Source organism: Antarctobacter sp., from assembly GCF_965277915.1.
In the GTDB taxonomy this organism is placed as follows: Bacteria; Pseudomonadota; Alphaproteobacteria; order Rhodobacterales; family Rhodobacteraceae; genus Antarctobacter.
The window spans coordinates 209,411-227,516 of sequence record NZ_OZ255849.1 but is presented as its reverse complement, the minus strand read 5'-3'; the positions used below and the strand labels follow the sequence as shown (position 1 = coordinate 227,516).

General features: G+C 65.9%; 15 protein-coding genes. 3 read left to right on the top strand and 12 right to left on the bottom strand.

Features of this window, described 5'->3' with window-relative positions:
* A complete protein-coding gene (locus ACQY5B_RS02025) occupies positions 1-1,353 on the top strand; it encodes an NAD(P)/FAD-dependent oxidoreductase (protein WP_420326599.1) in 1,353 nt (450 codons plus the stop codon).
* Positions 1,354-1,369: 16 nt separating this feature from the next.
* On the opposite strand, the gene ACQY5B_RS02020 is transcribed toward ACQY5B_RS02025, so the two are convergent.
* The 6 genes from ACQY5B_RS02020 to ACQY5B_RS01995 are packed head-to-tail and all read right to left on the bottom strand — an operon-like array spanning position 1,370 to position 7,750.
* Positions 1,370-2,191: a sulfurtransferase gene (locus ACQY5B_RS02020; RefSeq protein ID WP_420326600.1), complete on the bottom strand. Its 822-nt coding sequence runs from the start codon at positions 2,189-2,191 to the stop codon at positions 1,370-1,372.
* 17 nt (positions 2,192-2,208) lie between these two features.
* Positions 2,209-3,165, bottom strand: coding sequence for a hypothetical protein (locus ACQY5B_RS02015; protein WP_420326601.1), 957 nt, complete (start codon positions 3,163-3,165; stop codon positions 2,209-2,211).
* The gene (locus tag ACQY5B_RS02010) at positions 3,162-4,502 is read right to left on the bottom strand and encodes a M20/M25/M40 family metallo-hydrolase (protein ID WP_420326602.1); all 1,341 of its coding nucleotides are present in this window, start codon (positions 4,500-4,502) and stop codon (positions 3,162-3,164) included. Before ACQY5B_RS02010 ends, ACQY5B_RS02015 begins: the two co-directional genes overlap by 4 nt.
* Complete coding sequence (locus ACQY5B_RS02005; RefSeq protein WP_420326603.1) at positions 4,499-5,419, bottom strand: ABC transporter permease; 921 nt, start codon at positions 5,417-5,419, stop codon at positions 4,499-4,501. The genes ACQY5B_RS02010 and ACQY5B_RS02005 overlap by 4 nt, the downstream gene beginning before the upstream one ends.
* Positions 5,419-6,258, bottom strand: a complete 840-nt coding sequence (locus ACQY5B_RS02000; RefSeq protein WP_420326604.1) for an ABC transporter permease — start codon at positions 6,256-6,258, stop codon at positions 5,419-5,421. The genes ACQY5B_RS02005 and ACQY5B_RS02000 overlap by 1 nt, the downstream gene beginning before the upstream one ends.
* Positions 6,259-6,262: 4 nt before the next feature.
* Positions 6,263-7,750, bottom strand: a complete 1,488-nt coding sequence (locus ACQY5B_RS01995) for an ABC transporter substrate-binding protein (RefSeq protein WP_420326605.1) — start codon at positions 7,748-7,750, stop codon at positions 6,263-6,265.
* Positions 7,751-7,927: 177 nt separating this feature from the next.
* Here ACQY5B_RS01995 and ACQY5B_RS01990 point away from each other — a divergent pair, with 177 nt between their 5' ends.
* Positions 7,928-8,605 carry a GntR family transcriptional regulator gene (locus ACQY5B_RS01990; RefSeq protein WP_420326606.1) on the top strand — a complete coding sequence of 226 codons (678 nt, stop codon included), beginning with the start codon at positions 7,928-7,930 and terminating at the stop codon, positions 8,603-8,605.
* A gap of 38 nt (positions 8,606-8,643) precedes the next feature.
* Here the strand turns inward: ACQY5B_RS01990 and ACQY5B_RS01985 are convergent, their stop codons facing one another.
* From ACQY5B_RS01985 to ACQY5B_RS01975, 3 genes are read right to left on the bottom strand one after another with little or no spacing between them, the layout of a single operon-like run.
* Positions 8,644-9,402, bottom strand: a complete 759-nt coding sequence (locus tag ACQY5B_RS01985; RefSeq protein WP_420326607.1) for a helix-turn-helix domain-containing protein — start codon at positions 9,400-9,402, stop codon at positions 8,644-8,646.
* A complete protein-coding gene (locus ACQY5B_RS01980) occupies positions 9,399-11,003 on the bottom strand; it encodes a hydantoinase B/oxoprolinase family protein (RefSeq protein WP_420326608.1) in 1,605 nt (534 codons plus the stop codon). The genes ACQY5B_RS01985 and ACQY5B_RS01980 overlap by 4 nt, the downstream gene beginning before the upstream one ends.
* Positions 11,000-13,054, bottom strand: coding sequence for a hydantoinase/oxoprolinase family protein (locus ACQY5B_RS01975; protein ID WP_420326609.1), 2,055 nt, complete (start codon positions 13,052-13,054; stop codon positions 11,000-11,002). The genes ACQY5B_RS01980 and ACQY5B_RS01975 overlap by 4 nt, the downstream gene beginning before the upstream one ends.
* 274 nt (positions 13,055-13,328) lie before the next feature.
* On the opposite strand from ACQY5B_RS01975, the gene ACQY5B_RS01970 reads away from it, so the two are divergent.
* Positions 13,329-13,502, top strand: a complete 174-nt coding sequence (locus tag ACQY5B_RS01970; protein ID WP_420328733.1) for a hypothetical protein — start codon at positions 13,329-13,331, stop codon at positions 13,500-13,502.
* A 106-nt stretch (positions 13,503-13,608) separates the two neighbouring features.
* Here the strand turns inward: ACQY5B_RS01970 and iolE are convergent, their stop codons facing one another.
* From iolE to iolC, 3 genes are read right to left on the bottom strand one after another with little or no spacing between them, the layout of a single operon-like run.
* Positions 13,609-14,514, bottom strand: a complete 906-nt coding sequence (iolE, locus tag ACQY5B_RS01965; protein ID WP_420326610.1) for a myo-inosose-2 dehydratase — start codon at positions 14,512-14,514, stop codon at positions 13,609-13,611.
* Entirely contained in the window at positions 14,514-16,346 is a 1,833-nt protein-coding gene (gene iolD / locus ACQY5B_RS01960) for a 3D-(3,5/4)-trihydroxycyclohexane-1,2-dione acylhydrolase (decyclizing) (RefSeq protein ID WP_420325827.1), read from the bottom strand. Before iolD ends, iolE begins: the two co-directional genes overlap by 1 nt.
* Positions 16,343-18,076: a 5-dehydro-2-deoxygluconokinase gene (gene iolC, locus ACQY5B_RS01955; RefSeq protein WP_420326612.1), complete on the bottom strand. Its 1,734-nt coding sequence runs from the start codon at positions 18,074-18,076 to the stop codon at positions 16,343-16,345. The genes iolD and iolC overlap by 4 nt, the downstream gene beginning before the upstream one ends.
* Between the last annotated feature and the right edge of the window lie 30 nt (positions 18,077-18,106).

Here is an 18,106-nt window from a genome sequence, read left to right as displayed (position 1 = left end):
ATGACACTGCCCAATCGCGGCCCCGCCCCGCTTTCGGTCGCCAGTTCGGGCGATCTGCCTGCGACGGCAGATGTCGTCGTCATCGGCGGCGGGATCATCGGCGTCGCAACGGCACTGGACCTTGCCCGCGCCGGCCATGGCACCTGCCTGCTGGAAAAGGGGATCATCGCCGGGGAACAATCCAGCCGCAACTGGGGCTGGGTCCGGCAGGCCGGGCGCGACCTGCGCGAACTTCCCCTGTCGAGCCTGGCGCGGCGCCGCTGGCAGACCCTGTCGGACAGGATCGGCCCCGATCTTGGCTATGTCGAATGCGGCATTGCCTATGTCGCCCGCTCCTCTGAACAGGCGGCCCGTCACCAGGCCTGGGTGACAGAGGCCGCGGGGCACGGCATCGCCGCCAGGATACTGGACCCCGAAGGTCTCATGGCCATCGCCCCAGGGTTGGCCCGAACCGGGCTGTCCGCGCTTTATCTGCCCGGTGACGGGCGAGCCGAACCGCAAAGCGCCGCGCCGCTGCTGGCGCGCGAGGCCATCCGGGAGGGGGCAAGCATCCACCAGAACTGTGCCGCGCTGGAGATCGAAACCGACCATGCAGGCATCTGCGGAGTGCGTACGGAACGGGGGCAAATCGCAACGCGGAGCGTCGTCGTCGCGGGCGGCATCTGGTCCGCGCCGCTGCTGCGACGGCTGGGGGTCGAGCTGCCCCAGCTCAAGGTCCTGTCCTCGGCCTTCCGCACCGGCCCGCTGACAGAGGCACAGAGCAGCGCCTTCATCCCGTGCCTTTCGCTGGGGGGCGTTGCCCTGCGGCACCGTGCGGATGGCGGGGTCACGATGGCCAGTTCCGCGACAGCCGTGGCCGAGATCGTGCCGGACAGTTTCCGCCACATGCGGGCCTTTCTGCCCGGCTTGCGCAGCATGCTGCCGGGCCTCAAGCTGCGGCTGGGCGCCGCCACCCTGCGCGAGGCCGGCTGGTTGCTGTCCGGCACTGCGCTGGAACGCAGCCTGACGCGCCACCGCATCATGGATCCCACGCCGGACCGCCGCGCCCTGCGACAGGTCAAGCAGCGCCTTGCGGAGAGCTTTCCCGCGCTGGCGGACCTCGAAGAGGTGCAGCGCTGGGGCGGCCTGATCGACGTGACACCGGACGTGATCCCGGTCATCTCGACCGTCGCCGGCGTGCCGGGCCTGGTCGTCGGGACGGGCTTTTCCGGGCATGGTTTCGGTATCGGCCCCGGTGCCGGGCGCGTGCTGGCCGAACTGGCCACGGATCAACGGCCCAGTGTCGACCTGCGGGAGTTCCGGCTTGACCGTTTCGGCAAGGGCAGGCGGGTAGAGATCCAGTCTTGGCTCTGACGCACTCGGCCACCGGTCAGGCGGCGGGCCCCGTTTCCATCGGCAAGTCCGGATCGGCGGCCCATTCGTGCCAGGAGCCGACAAAAATGCCGACCCTGTCGAACCCGGCCATGCGCAAGCCGTAGAGCGCTGTCGCCGCCCGCGCGCCACGATGGCAATAGGTGACGACAGGCCGCGCCGGGTCCAGCCCGGCAGCAATGGCCGCCGCGCGGATCTCGTCGGAGGGCCGATAGCGCCCGTCGCGGATCATGTCCTCGTAGAACATGAACAGCGCGCCCGGAACACGCCCGGCACGGGCGCAGCAGTCATGCGCGAAACTGCCGTCGAATTCGCTGGGACGGCGCACGTCGAAAATCTGCAACTCTGGCGCCGGTGTCAGAAGGGCGTCGCGGGTCAGGGCCAACTCGGGACGCCAGCCCTCTGGCGCGGGCCCCTCCACATGGGTGATCGCCTCGGCCACCCCTTGCCCCGGCGCCGTCGCCCCGCCGATCTCGCGCCAGGCCCCCAGCCCGCCATCCAGGATCACGCCACCGTCACGCCCGAGGAGCTCCTGAAACCACAGCCCACGTGGCGAGCGCATGCCCGTTTCCTCCTCGAACCAGACCACGGTCCGGGCCTTGTCCAGTCCGGCCCGGCGAAAGGCCTCGGCGGCGCCCGCCGCCATGCCGGCATAGCCCACATCGGTGCTTTCCGGCACGAAATAGTCGTAGACGTTCAGAAAGATCGCGCCCGGCAGGGTTTCCTGCTCCCATGCCTCGCGGGTGCGTGTATCAACCAGGACAAGCCCCGGTTCATCCAGCCGGGCGGCAAGCTCGCTTGCGGAAATGGTCACAGGCATGTCGGTCCTTTCGGAAATCAGTCGGTTAGGATCTGCCCCAACCCCAGGTCGGTGGCGCGACGCATCAGCCGCGCGGCAAGGGCGATGTCGAAGATGTTCAGCCCGAAGCTGGAGAAATAGACGCAGGCCGCCGGGTCCGGTCGCCAGCCGTCCAGCAGGATCGCAGGCGCGTCGGCGGCGACGCGACTGGCCGGAAATCGCCCGGCGCGGTGCATCTGGAACAGGCTCTTGGCGCTGGTGCGCGCGAAATCTCCCCAGAGATCGCAGGTCACGGCATCGGCGCGGTCGATCGCGTCAAAGCTGACCTCGTGAAAGCCGGTCTGCAGGACCAGCGCGCCCCTGGTCATCACCTCCGGCCCCAGGATCGGTTCGGGCGCCGAGGTACAGGCAAATGTCACCTCCGCCGACAGGCTGGCCGCCGAGGCGGTCCTGTGAGAACGGACCAGGACGCCTTCGGGCACCTGCAATGCGCGTCCCGACCGCGTCCAGTGATGCACCTCTGCCAGGTCGGGAAGCACGGCCTGTGTCATCCGCAGGTGCATTTCGGCCTGTGCCCCGGCGCCGAGGATCGCGACACGCCGGACGCGGGGTTTCAGCGCTCGCACCACCGCCCCGGACAGAGCCGCGGTCCGCACGCGGGTCAGCATGGCGCTGTCCACGACACCCATCGGCAGGCCCGTGTCCAGATCGTCGAGGATGGTTCGCGAGGTGATCGCCTCGCCCCCCTGCGGCGCCTCGGGCCGGTGGATGGTCCATTTCAGCCCGGCAGCGGCAAAGCGCCCGCCGACCCGGGCAGGCAGACCATATCCCTTGGCGCGGGGATCAGCCCCCAACGGCAGGACGTTCTCGGCGGCCATCTCGGCCTTTCCGTCACGCAACAGGGCCAAGGCGTCATGCACATCGGCAAGGGCCGCGTCCCAGTCAAGCGCCCCGGCGGCGACGAGGTCACGGCGGTTGAGGTAGCGGTTGGTCATACGCCCTGCCCCATGTGGGTCAGCCAGGCCTGGACCGAGGCGATGAACCGCCCGAACCCCTCGACCTGCAGGAACTCGTCAACCGCATGGGCATTCCCGCCCCGTCCCGCGCCTCCGATCAGAAAGCTCTCGGCATGGCGGGCAAAGGCGTGCCCGGGGGCAGAACCCAGGGCCCAGGGCCAAACCTGCGGCGCCTGCGAGGTCTGTTCATAGGCCGCGATCAGGGCCAGCGCACCCCGACTGTCGGCGCCGAACCGCACGCCCGGTGCGCTCTCTCCTACCTCCAGCGTCACGGCGCTGCTGTCCAGCCGGGCGCGCTGCGCCGCCAGGAAACGGTCGGCCTCCAGCCCCGGCGGGGTGCGCAGGTCGAACAGGGCCTCGGCCCGGTGCGGGATCACGGCGGTGTCGCCCGCCGGGGCGCTGACCAGCGAAGAGATATTGAGCGAGGCGGTCCGCAGGACATGGCGCAGCAACGCCTCGGCCTCTCCGCCACGGGCAAAGCGACTGGCAGTGCGAAAATCCAGTTCGGACTCCGGGTCGAACCCCTGCGCCAGCCGCGCGATCAACCCAGAGGCCTCTTCATCCAGCGCGACCTGATCCAGTTCGCCCGTCACCGCACCGCCGAAGTCCGCCAGCGCGTCGACAAGCACCCGTGCAGGGTTGGCGATCCAGGGCGCGTTGCTGGAATGAATCGCGGTGCGCGGGCCGCCCCACTCCCCACCCTCGACCAGCAGTCGGCCCTTGGTGATCCCCGAAAAACCCAGGAACAGACGCGGCGCCCCGCCGCCATATTCGCAAAGGCTGGGAAACAGTCCGCCCGCGCAGGACGGCAAGGGACACCCGGGCGCGGCGAGGTAGCGCCGCATCGCGGGCGAGCCCTGTTCTTCTTCGCCGTCCAGAAGGATCTCGACGTTGACGTCCAGGCGACCGGCGCGGTGCAGGTCGCGCAGGGCGACAAGCATGCCGGCCAGCGGCCCCTTGTTGTTCTCGGCACCGCGGGCGACAAAGACCTCGCCCAGCCCCTCCATCCGGGTCCGTCCGCCCGTCCAGGGATCGACGCGCCAGCCTTCGGGCGCCGCGGGCATGACGTCATACATGTTGTAGAGGATTACGCTGTCGTCCGCGCCCACGTCCAGCCGCGCATGGATCACCGGGGCACCCTCTGGCTCTTCGATCGGCGCGATGATGGTCGCCCCCAGGTCGCCGGTCAGCCAGTCCAGCAGCGCGGTCACCTGGCGTGTCTGCGCCGCCGGGTCACCGGCGTGCGAGGGGATCGCGCACCAACGCGCCGTCAGATCCAGCGCCTCGTCCAGCAGAGGGCCGGACGCCGTCCTCACAGGCGGATCCTCGGGTTCAGCCAAGTGTAGGCCACATCGACAAGGAAATTCGCCACGACAAAGACCAGCGCCGCGAACAGCACCACCGCCTGCACCACCGGGAAATCGCGGTTCTGGATCGCCTCGACCGCCAGCCGCCCGATGCCCGGCCAGGCAAAGATGATTTCGGTCACCAGCGCACCGCCCATGAGCGAGGCCAGGTACATGCCCTGCAGGGTGACAACCGGGATCATCGCGTTGCGCAGCGCGTGGCGGACGACGATGCGCCATTCGGTCAACCCCTTGGCGCGCGCGGTGCGGACATAGTTTTCGCCCAGCGTCTCGATCAGGCTGGACCGTACCAGACGCGTGATTGCCGAGAGGTAGTAGGCGCCCAGCGCCAGCGAGGGCATGACCAGGTGGCTGAGGCTGCCATAGCCGCTGGACGGCAGCCAGCGCAGGTTCAGCGAAAACAGGATGATCAGCATCAGCGCCAGCCAGAACACCGGCACCGCCTGCCCCAACAGGGAAATGACACGAATGGCAAAATCGATCGGGCTGTTCTTGCGCACTGCGGCGATGGCGCCCAGCAAGAAACCCAGCAAAGAGGACCAGAGCAGGGCCGAAAGCGCCAAGAGCGCGGTTGCGCCCAGCCGTTCGGTCAGCAGGTCCATCGCCGGGCGGCTGTAGCGCAGGGATGACCCCAGGTCTCCCTGCAGCGCATCGACCAGGAACCGCCCGTACTGGACGATGATCGGATCGTCGAAGCCCATCGCTTCGCGGAAGGCGTCGATTTCCGCGGCGGTAGAGTCCGGCGCCATCATCAGCACCGCCGGATCGCCGGTCAGGAACAGCGCAAAGAACACCAGCGCCGAGACGCCGAACATCACGATCAGCCCCTGAGCGGCGCGGGACAGCAGGAAGCGCAGGCCTTTCATCAGGACACCTTGCTTTCGGCCCGGCGGACCAGCCAGTCGCCAAGCAGGTTGCAACCGATGACCAGCGCGCCGATCATCAGTCCGGGATAGAGCACCAGCCAGTTCGCGATCAGGATGACGGACCGGCCCTCACCGATCAGGTTGCCCAGCGTCGGCATCGGTGGCTGCACCCCAAGCCCGAGAAAGCCGACAGAGGCCTCGAGGATGATCAGGCGCGGCAGATCCAGCGTCAGCAGCACGGTCTGCGGCCCGATGATATTGGGCAGGACATGGCGAAAGATGATCGTCATGTCCGACAGCCCCATCGCGCGCGAGGCGTCGATGTATTCCAGTTCGCGCACCTCCAGTGTGCGTCCCCGGGCGACCCGGGCAAAGATCGCCCAGCCCGTCAGGCCCAGCACGATCACGAGATTCGTCATCGAAGGCCCCAGCACCGAGACCAGCAATAGGATCAGGAGGATGAAGGGTACCGCCAGCTGGATGTCCACAAGACGCATGATCAGCGCATCGACCCAGCCGCCGTAATACCCCGCGATCATGCCCAGCGCGGTGCCCAGCACGACAGAGATCATTGCCGCGATCAGTACGATCCCGAAGGACACCAGCGTCCCCAATCCCAGCCGGGCGAGAAGATCCCGCCCGAGCTGATCGGTTCCCAGCGGATGAAGCGAGTCCCCCACCACTGTCATCGGAGGTTTGAACGTCGCGGAGATGTCACCGCGCAGCGGGTCCAGCGGCCAGGCCAGCGGGACCAGGATGCAAAAGGCCACTGCGGCCACGAGGAGGACGACCGCAAGGGCGGCGTCCTCGTTTCCCTTGATGCGCAAACTTCCGGTCAAGAGGTCAGTCCATCGTGATCGAGAAGACGGGGATACGAGCGTCGGCCCGGCCGTCGAAATTCACGTTCGGGGCTTTGCCCATCAGCTTGTCTTCCTGGTAGAGCGTCACCAGCGGCACCTGCTCGGCGGCGACTTCCTGGATCTCCTGCAGGATTGCCGCGCGCGCCTCGGGATCGACGGTCGACCGGCTCTGGTCCAGCAGCGCATCAAGGGCGTCGATCCGGGCACCCGAATAGGGCTCACCCGATTTCATGATCGCATAGATGGCCGCATCCGCGTCGAGCGTCTGGGTGGATCCCCAGCCCAGCATGTAGATCGGTCCCTCGAAAGGCACGGTCTGGGTGTAGACCGACCATTCCATCGTTTCCTGGTTCACATCCAGGCCGATGTCGTTGAAGCCCTGCGCGATGGTCTGGGCCACCTCGGCGTTCTTCATGTAGCGGAAGGACGATTGCAAAGTGATCTCGAACCCGTCTTCAAAGCCGGCCTCGGCCAGCAGTTGCTTTGACAGTTTCGGGTCGAATTCCGGGACCGGCACGTCGAGATAACCGAAATCGGCGGCACCGACCTGCGTACCCTTCGGCGTGGCAAGACCACCCAGCAGGTTCTCGGTGATCGAGACGCGATCGATGGCGTGGTTCAGGGCCTGGCGGACCTTGACGTTGTCCAGCGGCGCCTTGTCCATGCGCAGGCCCAGGTAGATGGTCAGGCCACCGTTCTCGACCTGCACAAGGTCGGCGTCAGGCGTTTGCTGCAACAGCGGCACCAGGTCGACCGGCACGTCCTCGATCAGCCCGACCTCGCCAGTGATCAGCGAAGTGATCCGCGCCGTCGCATCGGGGATCGGGCGCCAGATCACCGTCTTGATGTCTGGCTGGCCGCGCCAGTAGTCGGGGTTGGCCTCCAGCGTCACCCGCTCGTCGGGCACGAAATCCACGAAGGTATAGGCGCCGGTGCCGACGGGATTGTTGGCGAAATGCTCGCGCCCGTGTTCGGCGATGTATTTCGGCGGCACGATGTAGGCAGGGTAACGGCTCATCCGTGTCGGCAACAGCGGATCGGGCTTGGCCGTGATGATGCGCACGGTCATCGGGTCCACCACCTCGACCGAGGAGATCGTGCGGATATAGGAGATGGTCGGCGCCTTGTTGTCCGGGTTCAGCACGCGGTCGAGGCTGAATTTCACCGCCTCGGCGTCAAAGGGTTCGCCGTTGTGAAAAGTCACGCCTTCGCGCAGCGTGAACTCCCAGGTGGTGTCGTCGACGGCGGTCCAGCCGGTCGCCAGGCCCGGAACCAGCTTCATGTCCTCGTCGCGCATGACCATCGTGTCAAAGATATTGTCGACGATGGTCGCCGCCTCGCGCAGGAAACCGGGGTCAAGCGCGTTGGTCGAGGCAGATCGCCCAATGACGAGCGTGTCGTCCTGTGCGAATGTCGCCGTGGCCGGAAAGGCCAAGGCAAGACCGAGGGCAAATGCAGAAATATTCTTCATGTCGTGAGACCTCCTATTGGATGCAGTCGCAAGTTGGATGGGAAAGCGGGCCGCCTGTCTTGGCCTCGTGATTGGATCTTTCGCAGCGATCCAGAATATAATATATCATATATCATAACTCCACAAGCCGGGCGTCGCCCCGCGTGCAGTCGGACCACATGCAGGAGATCATTTTTTATGCAGACCGGATTCAGCGCCCCGCCCCGCAAGAGCCTGACCGCCCATGTCGAAAGCCAGCTGCGCGACGCGTTGATCGAAGGCCGGATGGAACCGGGCACGCGGCTGGTGACAAAGGACCTGGCGACCTCGCTGGGGATGAGCATCACGCCGGTGCGCGAAGCGCTGGTGCGTTTTGCGGCCTCGGGCGTGCTGACGGCGGAACCGGCCAGTTCGTTTCGCGTCCCCGTCATGACCGTGGCCAGCTACGCCGAGCTGGGGGCGATCCGCAAACGCGTGGAATCCCTCGCCGCCGAGACCGCGGCGCAAAAGATGACCCCCGCCCAGATCGACGCCCTGGAACAGCGCGTGCAGGCCTACATTGAAGCCAAGCACACCCGCGACCCGCATGAGGCGCTGAAGGAAAACAAGGAGCTGCGGTTCAGCCTTTACGCCGCCGCCGAAATGCCGATCCTGCTGCAGACGATCGAGACGCTTTGGCTGCGCGCCGGCCCGGGGTTCAACTATCTCTTTCCTGATCCCGGGGCGAGCCGGACAGAGCACGCCAATTACGAGGCGCTGATAAAGGCGCTGCGCGCAGGGGACCCCGAGGCCGCCGGAGCGGCGATCTGCCGTGCGATCGACGACGGGTCGGAACGGGTGTCTCGTGCTCTTGCGGAACGTGAACGCCAGGCTTGAGCGGACTGGGGGTTCCGAAGCCCGGGCACAATTCATGATCACAGTTCCATCGCTGACAGGTGACGGGACAGGCTGTCGCGGACGCGCTGTTTCAGCTCTGCCTCCATGTCGCGCCCCGGCGCCAGCACCGAGACCGCCAGCTCGACGCCACCCCGCCCGACGTTGTCGCGCACCGGCATCGCCAGACTGCACACATCGACCTTGCCGGAACGTCGGGACACCAGCAGCCAGCCCTGTTCGAGATAGCGGGCCAGTTCATCCCGGACCCCGGTCTCGCCCAGACCCCAGTCGGCGTAGCGCGGCGCATTGATGCGCAGCACCTGCTCGCGGCCCGGGGCGTCCATCTCGCCCAGCACGACCAGGCCGCCGACGCCCACACCAAGAGGCAGCCGCCCGCCGATGCCGTCGAACATCGCGGGCACCTGGGCGAAACCGCTTTGCCAATCCAGGCAAACGGAATCGAACCCCGCCCGCGCCATCAGGAAGGTCGGCAGGCCCGTTTCCGCCGCCACGTTGATCAGCAAAGGACGCAGCGTGGCGGTCATGTCCCCCACCGCGGCCTCCTTGAGTGCTATGGCATGGATCGCGGGACCGACGTGGTAATTCCCGCGCCGCCCGATCTGCATGACGAACCCGTGGTCGGCCAGCGCCGCTACCGCGCGATGGACCGATGCGCGGGGATCGCCCAACGCCTCTGCCAGGGCGGTCAGCGAAAGACCTTCGGCCCCGGCTTCGCCCAGAACGGCCAGGATGCGCGCGGCGCGGGCCGCGTTCGAAGAGGTGCGCGGCGAACTCATGCTCGGGCCGCCTTGCGCCCTGCCCGCGCATCCGCGTCCCTCAACACGGCAGAGCGCCCTGCCGGATCGCCGTGGCCCCCGCCGCCGGGCGTGATGACCTCGAAGATATCGCCCGCCGCCAGGTCCGCGCTGCCCGACAGGCCGATGGCCTGCGGATCGCCGTTGATGCGGAAGGCGCCGCTGGCCCCCGGGCCGCCACCGGCCAGCCCCCAGGCGCGCGACGTCAGCCGCGCGCCCATGATCTGTACCCGGCAATCGGCATCGGCGCGATAGACCCGCCTTACACCCATGCCGCCCAGCCAGGTGCCATCACCGCCGCTGTCCTCGGCAAATTCATAGGCCATCAGCGTGATCGGGTATTCCGCCTCCAGTGCCTCCAGCGGCAGGTTGGAAGTGTTGGTCATATGCACTTGCACCGCATCCAGACCGTCCTTGTCGGGCCGTGCGCCAGAGCCGCCGGCGATGGTTTCGAGGTAGACCCAAAGTCCACCATCGGGGCGCGTACCGCTGAAACTGGCCACATGGACCGAACCGCAGGCCGCCGCGCTGACGCGGTCCGGGACCACCTGCGCCAGCGCGCCGTGGATCAGGTCGACCACCCGCTGACAGGCAGAGATACGTCCGTCCACCGCTGCCGGGTGCACGCAGTTCAGCAGCGTTCCGGGCTGCGCCGTGATGCTCAGGGGCCGCGTAAGCCCTGCGTTGGGCAGGATCGTCGGATCGACCACCGACTTCACCGCGTAATAGACCGTCGCCTGCAGCGCGGTGTAGATCACGTTCAGACCCGCCCGCACCTGCGGCGGGCTGTCGAAGGTCAGCGCCATCTCCTCGCCACGGATCGTCAGCGTGACGGACAGCGTCATGTGTTCGGCCTGGCTCTCGGTCTCGAATATGTCCGAGAAGGTCCATGTGCCATCCGGAAGCGCCGCGATCCCGGCGCGCATCTTGCGTTCGGCATAGGCCATCAGCGCGACACCCGCCGCCTCCACCGTCTCGACGCCGAAACGGGCGCAGAGTTCCTGCATCCGCAACACGCCCAGCCGGTTCGCCGCCATCTGCGCGCGCAGGTCGGACAGGCGTTCATCCGGCACCTGGCAATTCAGCAAGAAAAGACGCATGACCTCTGCCTGGCGCACGCCGTCGCGTTGCAGGCGGGTCGGCGGAATGCGCAAACCCTCCTGGTAGACATGGGCGTGGCCCCGGTCGGCGAAATCCGAATGATGCGCGGTATTGATGGCCCAGCCGAACAACGCGCCCTCGACGAAGATCGGCACTGCCATGACGATGTCCGGCAGATGCGTGCCGCCCCCCGCGTAGGGATCGTTGCCGATAAACACATCGCCTGGGCGCAGGTCCTCTGCCGGATAAGCCTCCAGCAGGCGCGGCACGAATTGCAGGAAGCTGCCAAGGTGCATCGGGATATGTTCGGCCTGGCAGAGGATTTCGCCCTTTGCCGTGCAAAGCGCGGTTGAACAATCGCGCCGCTCCTTGATGTTGGTGGAATGACTGGCGCGCACCAGCGCCTCGCCCATCTCGTCCACCGCAGAGGAAAAGGCGCTGCCGATCACCTCGACGGTCACGGGGTTCAGCGTCCGGGTCATGTGCTGCGCTCCAGGATCAGGGTCAGGTAGGGGTCGACGCGCGCCGTCATTCCCGGCGGGACGACAGTGGTGGTATCCAGCTGGTCAATGATCGCAGGCCCTTCGATCAGATTCCCCGGCCTCAAGAGGGTACGATCATAGATGGGAGTCTCGGCGAAACCGCCCGCTTCGCGCATCCAGACCGGGCGTTGGCCGGTCTGCGCGGCAGAGGCATCCGGCCCCGCGTCCGGATATGCTGGCATCTGCGCTTTGGACACGAGACCGGTGGCCTGCAGCCGATAGGTCACCATCTGGATCGCGTCGCCCTCGGCCACGAAACCGTAAAGCTGTTCGTGCCGGGCCAGAAACCCCTCGCGCAACGCGGCAAGGCTGTCTTCGTCGATCGGCCCCTCGGGCAGATCAACGGCAATCTCGTAGTTCTGGCCAGCATAGCGCATATCGACGTGCAGGCTCAGCCGCTGCGCCTCGGGCGCGATGCCTTCGCGGGCAAACCAATCACGCGCCTGATCCGCCAAGCCCTCGAAGACCTCGGCCAGATGCGCGGGCCGCGCCTCGTCCAGCAGCCGGATCTGCGTCGCGGCATAGTCCGTCCGCAGGTCCGTCAGCAACAGGCCCAGTGCGCAGAGAACGCCCGGCGTGCGCGGGATCAGGATACGGTCCATGCCCAGTTCCGCCGCCAGCCGCGCGGCGTGCACCGGCCCGGCGCCACCAAAGGCCATCAGCGCATAGTCGCGCGGGTCATGCCCGCGCTGGACAGAGATCAGGCGGATCGCCTTGGCGGTATTCGCGGTCACGATGTCCAGGATACCGTCCGCGGTTTCCATCACGCCCAGGTCCAGCCGGTCGGCGAGCCGTTGCATCGCCGCCAGCGACAGGTCACGGTCGATGGGCATCTGCCCGTTCAGCAGAGCCTTGGGGTTCTGGGTCTGCAGAACCACATTGGCATCGGTCACGGTCGGGTCCTCGGTGCCCAGGCCATAGCAGGCCGGGCCCGGGTGGGCCCCGGCGCTGCGCGGGCCGACCTTCAGCAAACCGCCGCTGTCGACACGGGCGATAGAACCGCCGCCTGCGCCCACGGTGTGTATGTCCAGCATCGGGGTCTTGAGTGGGTACCCGTGGACATCCGCCTCCGCCACGAGGCGACAATTGCCGCCAGTCAGCAATGCGACGTCCGAGCTGGTTCCGCCCATGTCGAACGTGATCAGGTTGTCGATGCCGGTGACCTGGCCGATCCTCTGCGCCGCGACGACCCCGGTCGAAGGGCCCGAAAGCAGCGTACGCACCGGCACGCGCGCCGCGTGATCAAATCCCGCCACACCGCCGTTCGACTGCGTCAGGTTCGGCGCAACTGACAAGCCCGCGTCGTGCAGCTTTGACTTGAGCGCCGAAACATAGCCCCGCATCACCGGGCCGAGATAGGCGTTCACTACAGTGGTAGACAAACGTTCATACTCGCGGAATTCGGGCGCGACATCGCACGAAAGGCTCAGGAACGCTTGGGGGAACTCCTCTGCGATGATCGCTGCAGCGCGCCTTTCATGCCTGTCGGAGAGGAAGGCGTAGAGAAAGCTGACCGCGATCGCCTCAACCCCCTCGGCCCGTAGGTGCCGGACAGCTGTGCGCAGTTCCTCTTCGTCCAGCGGCACCTCTACGCTGCCATCTCCACGCAGACGTTCGCCGACACCCAGCCGCAGGTCGCGCGTGACCAGTTCCTGCGGCTTGTCGGCGCTCATGTCGTAAAGGTGCGGGCGCTTTTGCCGAGCGATGGCCAAGAGGTCACGAAAGCCCGCGGTGGTGATCAGCCCCGTCTTGACTCCACGATGCTGGATCAAGGCGTTGGTCGCAACTGTCGTGCCATGTCCGAAAAAGGCGACATCCTGCGCAGAAACCCCGGCGCGCGACAGACCTTCAGCAAAAGCCTGCACGATCCCGCGCGAGGGATCGTCCGGCGTCGACCTGACTTTCCAGATCTGCACTTCGCTCCTGTCTTCGTCGACGAGGCAAACATCCGTGAACGTGCCGCCCGAGTCGATGCCGATGCGCCAGGCCATCGCTTCATCCCATCTTCAATGTCTTCGACAATCGTTTAGGGCATGAGGCACAGCCACCAAAGACAGGACCATTTATCGGACCTGATTAATGATTATATTCCCATTATCGGATCTTATGTGATCAAGATTTACGCGATCGCGGAACTGGTTACCATTATCGGCGTCGCAACTCGCCAGGCACTGCAGGGCGTTTCGCACAGAGCGGCAGCAGCGGCAGTTGAACTGTTTCGCCGCCAGCGGAAATGGAACCAAACGAGACCCGAAATTCAAAGACATGCGCGTTCGACGCCGCGTCTCCCCCGCCACCGGCTGTCGCACCGACCTGACCGAAAGCGGGATCGGCAACAGGCTCGCCCGGACCAGCCGCTCCGGTACGACCAAAGCCCGGCCGAAATCGACGATGCCGGGGCGCGCTGCGCCCTTCAAGATCGACGTAGTTGATCAGTGATCCGCACGTCTTGCCCATCCCGCACATGCCTGTCTCTGCCGTTGGTCCTCGGGTGTGACCCATGCTCTGAATCCGGCGTCGAGGCCCCGCCAATGTCCAGCACCTGCTAACGCTCGATGGTCAAACCGGAGCATGTGCAATTATCGACGATATGGTCATAGCCCAGCTTCGAATATTCGAACGGGGGCGCCTTTGCCGGGTCCTGCTCGGCCTCGACGACGATCCAGCCGGTGTAATCCATCGCCTTCAGCTTGTCGGTCACCGCCTGGAAGTCGATACAGCCCTCCGGATCGCCCGGCACCGAGTAGACGCCTGACGCCACGCCGTCGAGAAAGCTTTTGTCTTCCCTGTGGACCCAGTCGAGCACGGGCGGACGCACGTCCTTGAAGTGCACGTGGTGCACCCGGTGGCCCCATTTATCCAACACCGCCACCGGGTCCGCCCCGGCAAAATGCAGGTGCCCGGTGTCATAGAGCAACATCAGATCATCGGTGGACCCTTCCATCAACCAATCGATATCCTCGGCGTCCTGCACGATGGCGCCCATGTGGTGATGATAGCTGAGGTCGGTGCCCTTGCCGCGCGCCCATTTCGCCACTTCCGACAGCTTGGCGCCATAGGCCATGACCTCGTCGCGCGTCAGCTTGGGCCGTCGCGAAACGGGGATGTCCTGCGCCCCTTGAATGGTGTTGGAACACTCGGCGTAGACGATGCAGGGGGCGTTCAGGGCGGCGAATTGTTCGACCTGTTCGCGGATCGCTTCCTTTTCGGTCTCGATGTCATTGACCAGCAGGTTGCCCGAACACCAGCCGCCGCAAAGCGCCACGCCATAGCGGTCAAGATAGGCGCGCAGACCTTCCGTGTCGGCAGGCATCCGGCGACCGCGTTCGACACCGGCATAGCCGATCTTCGCCGCGTCCTCCATCGCGCCCTCGGTGGTGTAGTCCCTTGTCAGATCCGGCAGGTCGTCGTTCTGCCAGGCGATCAGGGAAATGCCGATCTTCACAGCCATCAGTCGACCCTCTGCAATTTCTTCTTGGCCTCGTAATTGGCGCGGGCGTTGTTCACCTCTTCGCGCGCGGACACCTCGGGGACACCGACATCCCACCATGTCCCGCCATGTTCGGTGGAGGGATACGGATCGGTGTCGATCACGATGACATAGGGTTTCTTGTGCTCACCGCGTTTTGCCAGGGCCGACTCCAGCTCGGCAATCGAGCCGACCTTGACCGATATTGCCCCCATCGCCTCGGCGTGTTTGGCAAAGTCGATGTTGGAGTTTTCGCCGCCGATCGCGTGGTCCAGCAGGTTGTTGAACTCGGCCCCGCCGCAGCCCATCTGCAGCCGGTTGATGCAGCCATAGCCGCGGTTGTCGGTCACCACCACGGTGAAGGGAATGCCCATCATCGCCGCGGTGGCCATTTCCGAGTTGGCCATCATGTAGGTGCCGTCGCCGGTAAAGCAGATCACGTCGCGCTCCGGCTGCGCCATCTTGATGCCCATTGCGCCCGCGATTTCATATCCCATGCAGCTGAACCCGTATTCCATGTGGTAGCTGCCCGGCTTGCCCGCCTTCCACAGCTTGTGCAACTCTCCCGGCATGGTGCCGGCGGCGCACATCACCACGGTTTCCGCGTTGGCCGCACGCTGCACCGCGCCGATCACCTGCATGTCGGTGGGCAACTGGTTGCTGTCCTCTGGTGCGTCGGTCAGCGGATCGACCTTGCCGAACCAGTCGTCCTTCAGCCCGTCGGTCTTGCCCGGTGAGGTGAAGCCGTCAAGCGCCTGCCCAAGTTCCTTGAGGCCGATCAGCGCGTCGGACATCAGCGGCGTGGCGCCATGCTTCATCGCGTCATAGGCGGCGACGTTGAGCGAGGCCAGCTTGCGCTCGGGGTTTGCGAAGAGCCCCCAGGATCCGGTCGTGAAATCCTGAAACCGCGTTCCCACGCCAAGGACAAGATCGGCCTCGGCGCAAACCGTATTGGCCGCCGCGCCGCCCGTGACACCGATGGGCCCCATGTTCAGCGCATGATCCCAGGGCAGCGCGGATTTGCCCGCCTGCGTTTCGGCAACGGGGATGTTATGCGCCTCCACAAAGCGCGCCAATTCATCGGTCGCACCCGCGTAATGCACACCGCCCCCGGCGACGATCACGGGGCGTTTGGCGGCGCGGATCATCTCGGCCATTTCAGCCAGTTCCGCCTCGTCCGGGCGGATGCGGCGCTGACGCCAGACGCGTGGCGCAAAGAAGCTTTCCGGGTAGTCATAGGCTTCTGCCTGCACGTCCTGGCAGAAGGACAGGCAGACCGGCCCGCATTCTGCCGGGTCGGTCATGACGCGAAAGGCACGCGGCAGCGCGGTGAGCAATTGCTCGGGCCGAGTGATGCGGTCGAAGTAGCGTGTCAACGGTTTGAAGGCGTCGTTCACCGTCACCGTGCCGTCGGTCCAGTCCTCGACCTGTTGCAGCACCGGATCGGGGCCACGGTCGGCAAAGACATCGCCGGGGATCAGCAGCACCGGCAGCCGGTTCACATGCGCCAGCGCGGCCGCCGTCAGCATGTTGGCGGCCCCCGGCCCGATGGAGGAGGTCACCGCCATCGCCTTGCGGCGCCCAGACTGCTTGGCATAGGCAATCGCGGCATGGGCCATGGTCTGCTCGTTGTGCCCGCGCCATGTCGGGAAGGTGTCCTTGTTGGCGTGCAGCGCCTCGCCGATACCGGCCACGTTACCGTGGCCGAAAATCGCCCAGCAGCCCTCGATGAACCTGTCGCCCTGTTCGGTCATCTGCGCCGCGATATAGCGCACCATGGCCTGCGCGGCGGTCAGACGGATCGTCCCGGTCATGCGGCATCCTCCTTGTCGCCCTTCCGGGCCTCGTTTCTGGCCTGGTCCCAGATGGTGCATAGTCGGCTGTAGTTCTCGGCCATCTCGGACACCGCTTCGCCGTCGGTGTTGTTGCCCGCCAGCCAGTTCCGCGCGGCATTGCCAAAGATCGTGCGGCCCACGGCGAAGCCCTTGACCAACGGCTGTTTCGCCGCCAGCGCAAAGCTGGCCGCCAGTTCGGCCTCCGGCGCATCCAGCCCCAGCACCACGATGCCGCGCGTGCGCGGGTCGTTGCGGGTGATGGCGTCCACGGCGTTCTGCCATGCGGCTTCGGTCTTGAACGGCTCCAGCTTCCACCAGTCGGGGTAAATGCCCGCCTCGTAGAACGTCTGGATCAGCTTGGCCGAGGTCTCATCGTCTACCGGACCAACCTTGGACGGGATGATTTCCAGCAGGAACTCCAGACCGTTGCGCCGGGCAGCCGTGAACAGGCGGCGAACCCTGCGGATATGGGTTTCCATCGTCTCCGCGTCGTCGCCCGGGTGGACGAAGACCAGCAGCTTGACCACGTTTTCGCGCGCCCATTCACGGAATCGGCCGAAATCCTCGCCCAGGTCCGGTTCAAACTCGATGGGGCGCGAGCCCGGCAGTTCCGTCGGCCGCCCGATCCACAGGCCGGTGCCAGAGGCACGGTGCAGGGCGGTGCGCCCGATGCGGTTGTCGCAAAGGATGCCATAACCCTGCTTGCCATCGGCAACCTGCAAGGCGGCATCGAGGCAAAGCTCCTTGAATGCGGCACCCTTTTGCAGCGTGTACCCCTCCATTTCCTCTAGTTGCAGCCGATGATCGAAGGCGAAGGTCCGGACAGAGGACCAGTCCCCATGCCGATTGGTGGCCCAATGCACCTGCTCCAGTTCGGCATCATGACGCAGGTCGGGGCGTTTGATGCCTCGGTCAAAGAAGAATTGCAGCTCCTCCCAGCTGGGGTAGGCAGGCGTGCAGCCATGGCGCGAGACAGCGAAGGCGCCGCAGGCGTTGGCGTATTTCAGCGCCGTCGGCCAATCCTCACCGTCCAGCCACCCTTTGAGCAGCCCGGACATGAAGCCATCCCCGGCCCCCAGCACGTTGAAAACCTCGATGGGAAAACCCGGCCCGGCCTCGCCGTCATCCAGGCTGTTGGGCACGTCGCCGGTGAAGGCCACCGCCCCCGCCGCCCCGCGCTTGCAGACCAGCGTGGCCTTGGACACCTTGCGCACCGCGCGCAGCGCTTCGATGGTGTCGGTGCTGCCGCCCGCAATGTGAAACTCTTCCTCGGTCCCGACGATCAGATCGAACAAGTGCAGGCTTTCCTGCAGCTTGGCCGTCACCTTGGCGCTTTCGACAAAGCGGCTTTCGCCGTCGCCATGGCCCGCAACGCCCCAGAGATTGGGACGATAATCGATGTCCAGCGCGGTCTGCAGGCCCGCCTCGCGTGCGATGGTCAAAGCCTTCAGCGTCGCCGCCTCGACCTGTGGGTGCGACAGATGCGTGCCCGTGGCCACGACCGAGCGCGCCCGGCGAATGAACGCCTCGTCGATGTCATTTTCGGTCAGTGCCATGTCGGCACAGTTTTCGCGGTAGAAGATCAGCGGGAACTGTTCCTGATCCCGGATGCCCAGCAGGACCAGCGCGGTCAGCCGGTCGGGGTCCACCTTCACGCCTTCCGTGCTGACGCCTTCCCGCGCAAGCTGTTCGGTGATGAAGCGGCCCATGTGCTCATCCCCGACCCCGGTGTGTAAACG

Bases quoted from the DNA above. Each gene is read 5' to 3' on its own strand.
- ACQY5B_RS01985 (WP_420326607.1), bottom strand. From the start codon at position 9,402: ATGAGTTCGCCGCGCACCTCTTCGAACGCGGCCCGCGCCGCGCGCATC.
- iolD (WP_420325827.1), bottom strand. From the start codon at position 16,346: ATGACCGGGACGATCCGTCTGACCGCCGCGCAGGCCATGGTGCGCTAT.
- ACQY5B_RS01990 (WP_420326606.1), top strand. From the start codon at position 7,928: ATGCAGACCGGATTCAGCGCCCCGCCCCGCAAGAGCCTGACCGCCCAT.
- ACQY5B_RS02025 (WP_420326599.1), top strand. From the start codon at position 1: ATGACACTGCCCAATCGCGGCCCCGCCCCGCTTTCGGTCGCCAGTTCG.
- iolC (WP_420326612.1), bottom strand. From the start codon at position 18,076: ATGGGCCGCTTCATCACCGAACAGCTTGCGCGGGAAGGCGTCAGCACG.
- ACQY5B_RS02015 (WP_420326601.1), bottom strand. From the start codon at position 3,165: ATGACCAACCGCTACCTCAACCGCCGTGACCTCGTCGCCGCCGGGGCG.
- ACQY5B_RS01980 (WP_420326608.1), bottom strand. From the start codon at position 11,003: ATGACCCGGACGCTGAACCCCGTGACCGTCGAGGTGATCGGCAGCGCC.
- ACQY5B_RS01995 (WP_420326605.1), bottom strand. From the start codon at position 7,750: ATGAAGAATATTTCTGCATTTGCCCTCGGTCTTGCCTTGGCCTTTCCG.
- ACQY5B_RS01970 (WP_420328733.1), top strand. From the start codon at position 13,329: ATGCGCGTTCGACGCCGCGTCTCCCCCGCCACCGGCTGTCGCACCGAC.
- iolE (WP_420326610.1), bottom strand. From the start codon at position 14,514: ATGGCTGTGAAGATCGGCATTTCCCTGATCGCCTGGCAGAACGACGAC.
- ACQY5B_RS02005 (WP_420326603.1), bottom strand. From the start codon at position 5,419: ATGAAAGGCCTGCGCTTCCTGCTGTCCCGCGCCGCTCAGGGGCTGATC.
- ACQY5B_RS01975 (WP_420326609.1), bottom strand. From the start codon at position 13,054: ATGGCCTGGCGCATCGGCATCGACTCGGGCGGCACGTTCACGGATGTT.
- ACQY5B_RS02020 (WP_420326600.1), bottom strand. From the start codon at position 2,191: ATGCCTGTGACCATTTCCGCAAGCGAGCTTGCCGCCCGGCTGGATGAA.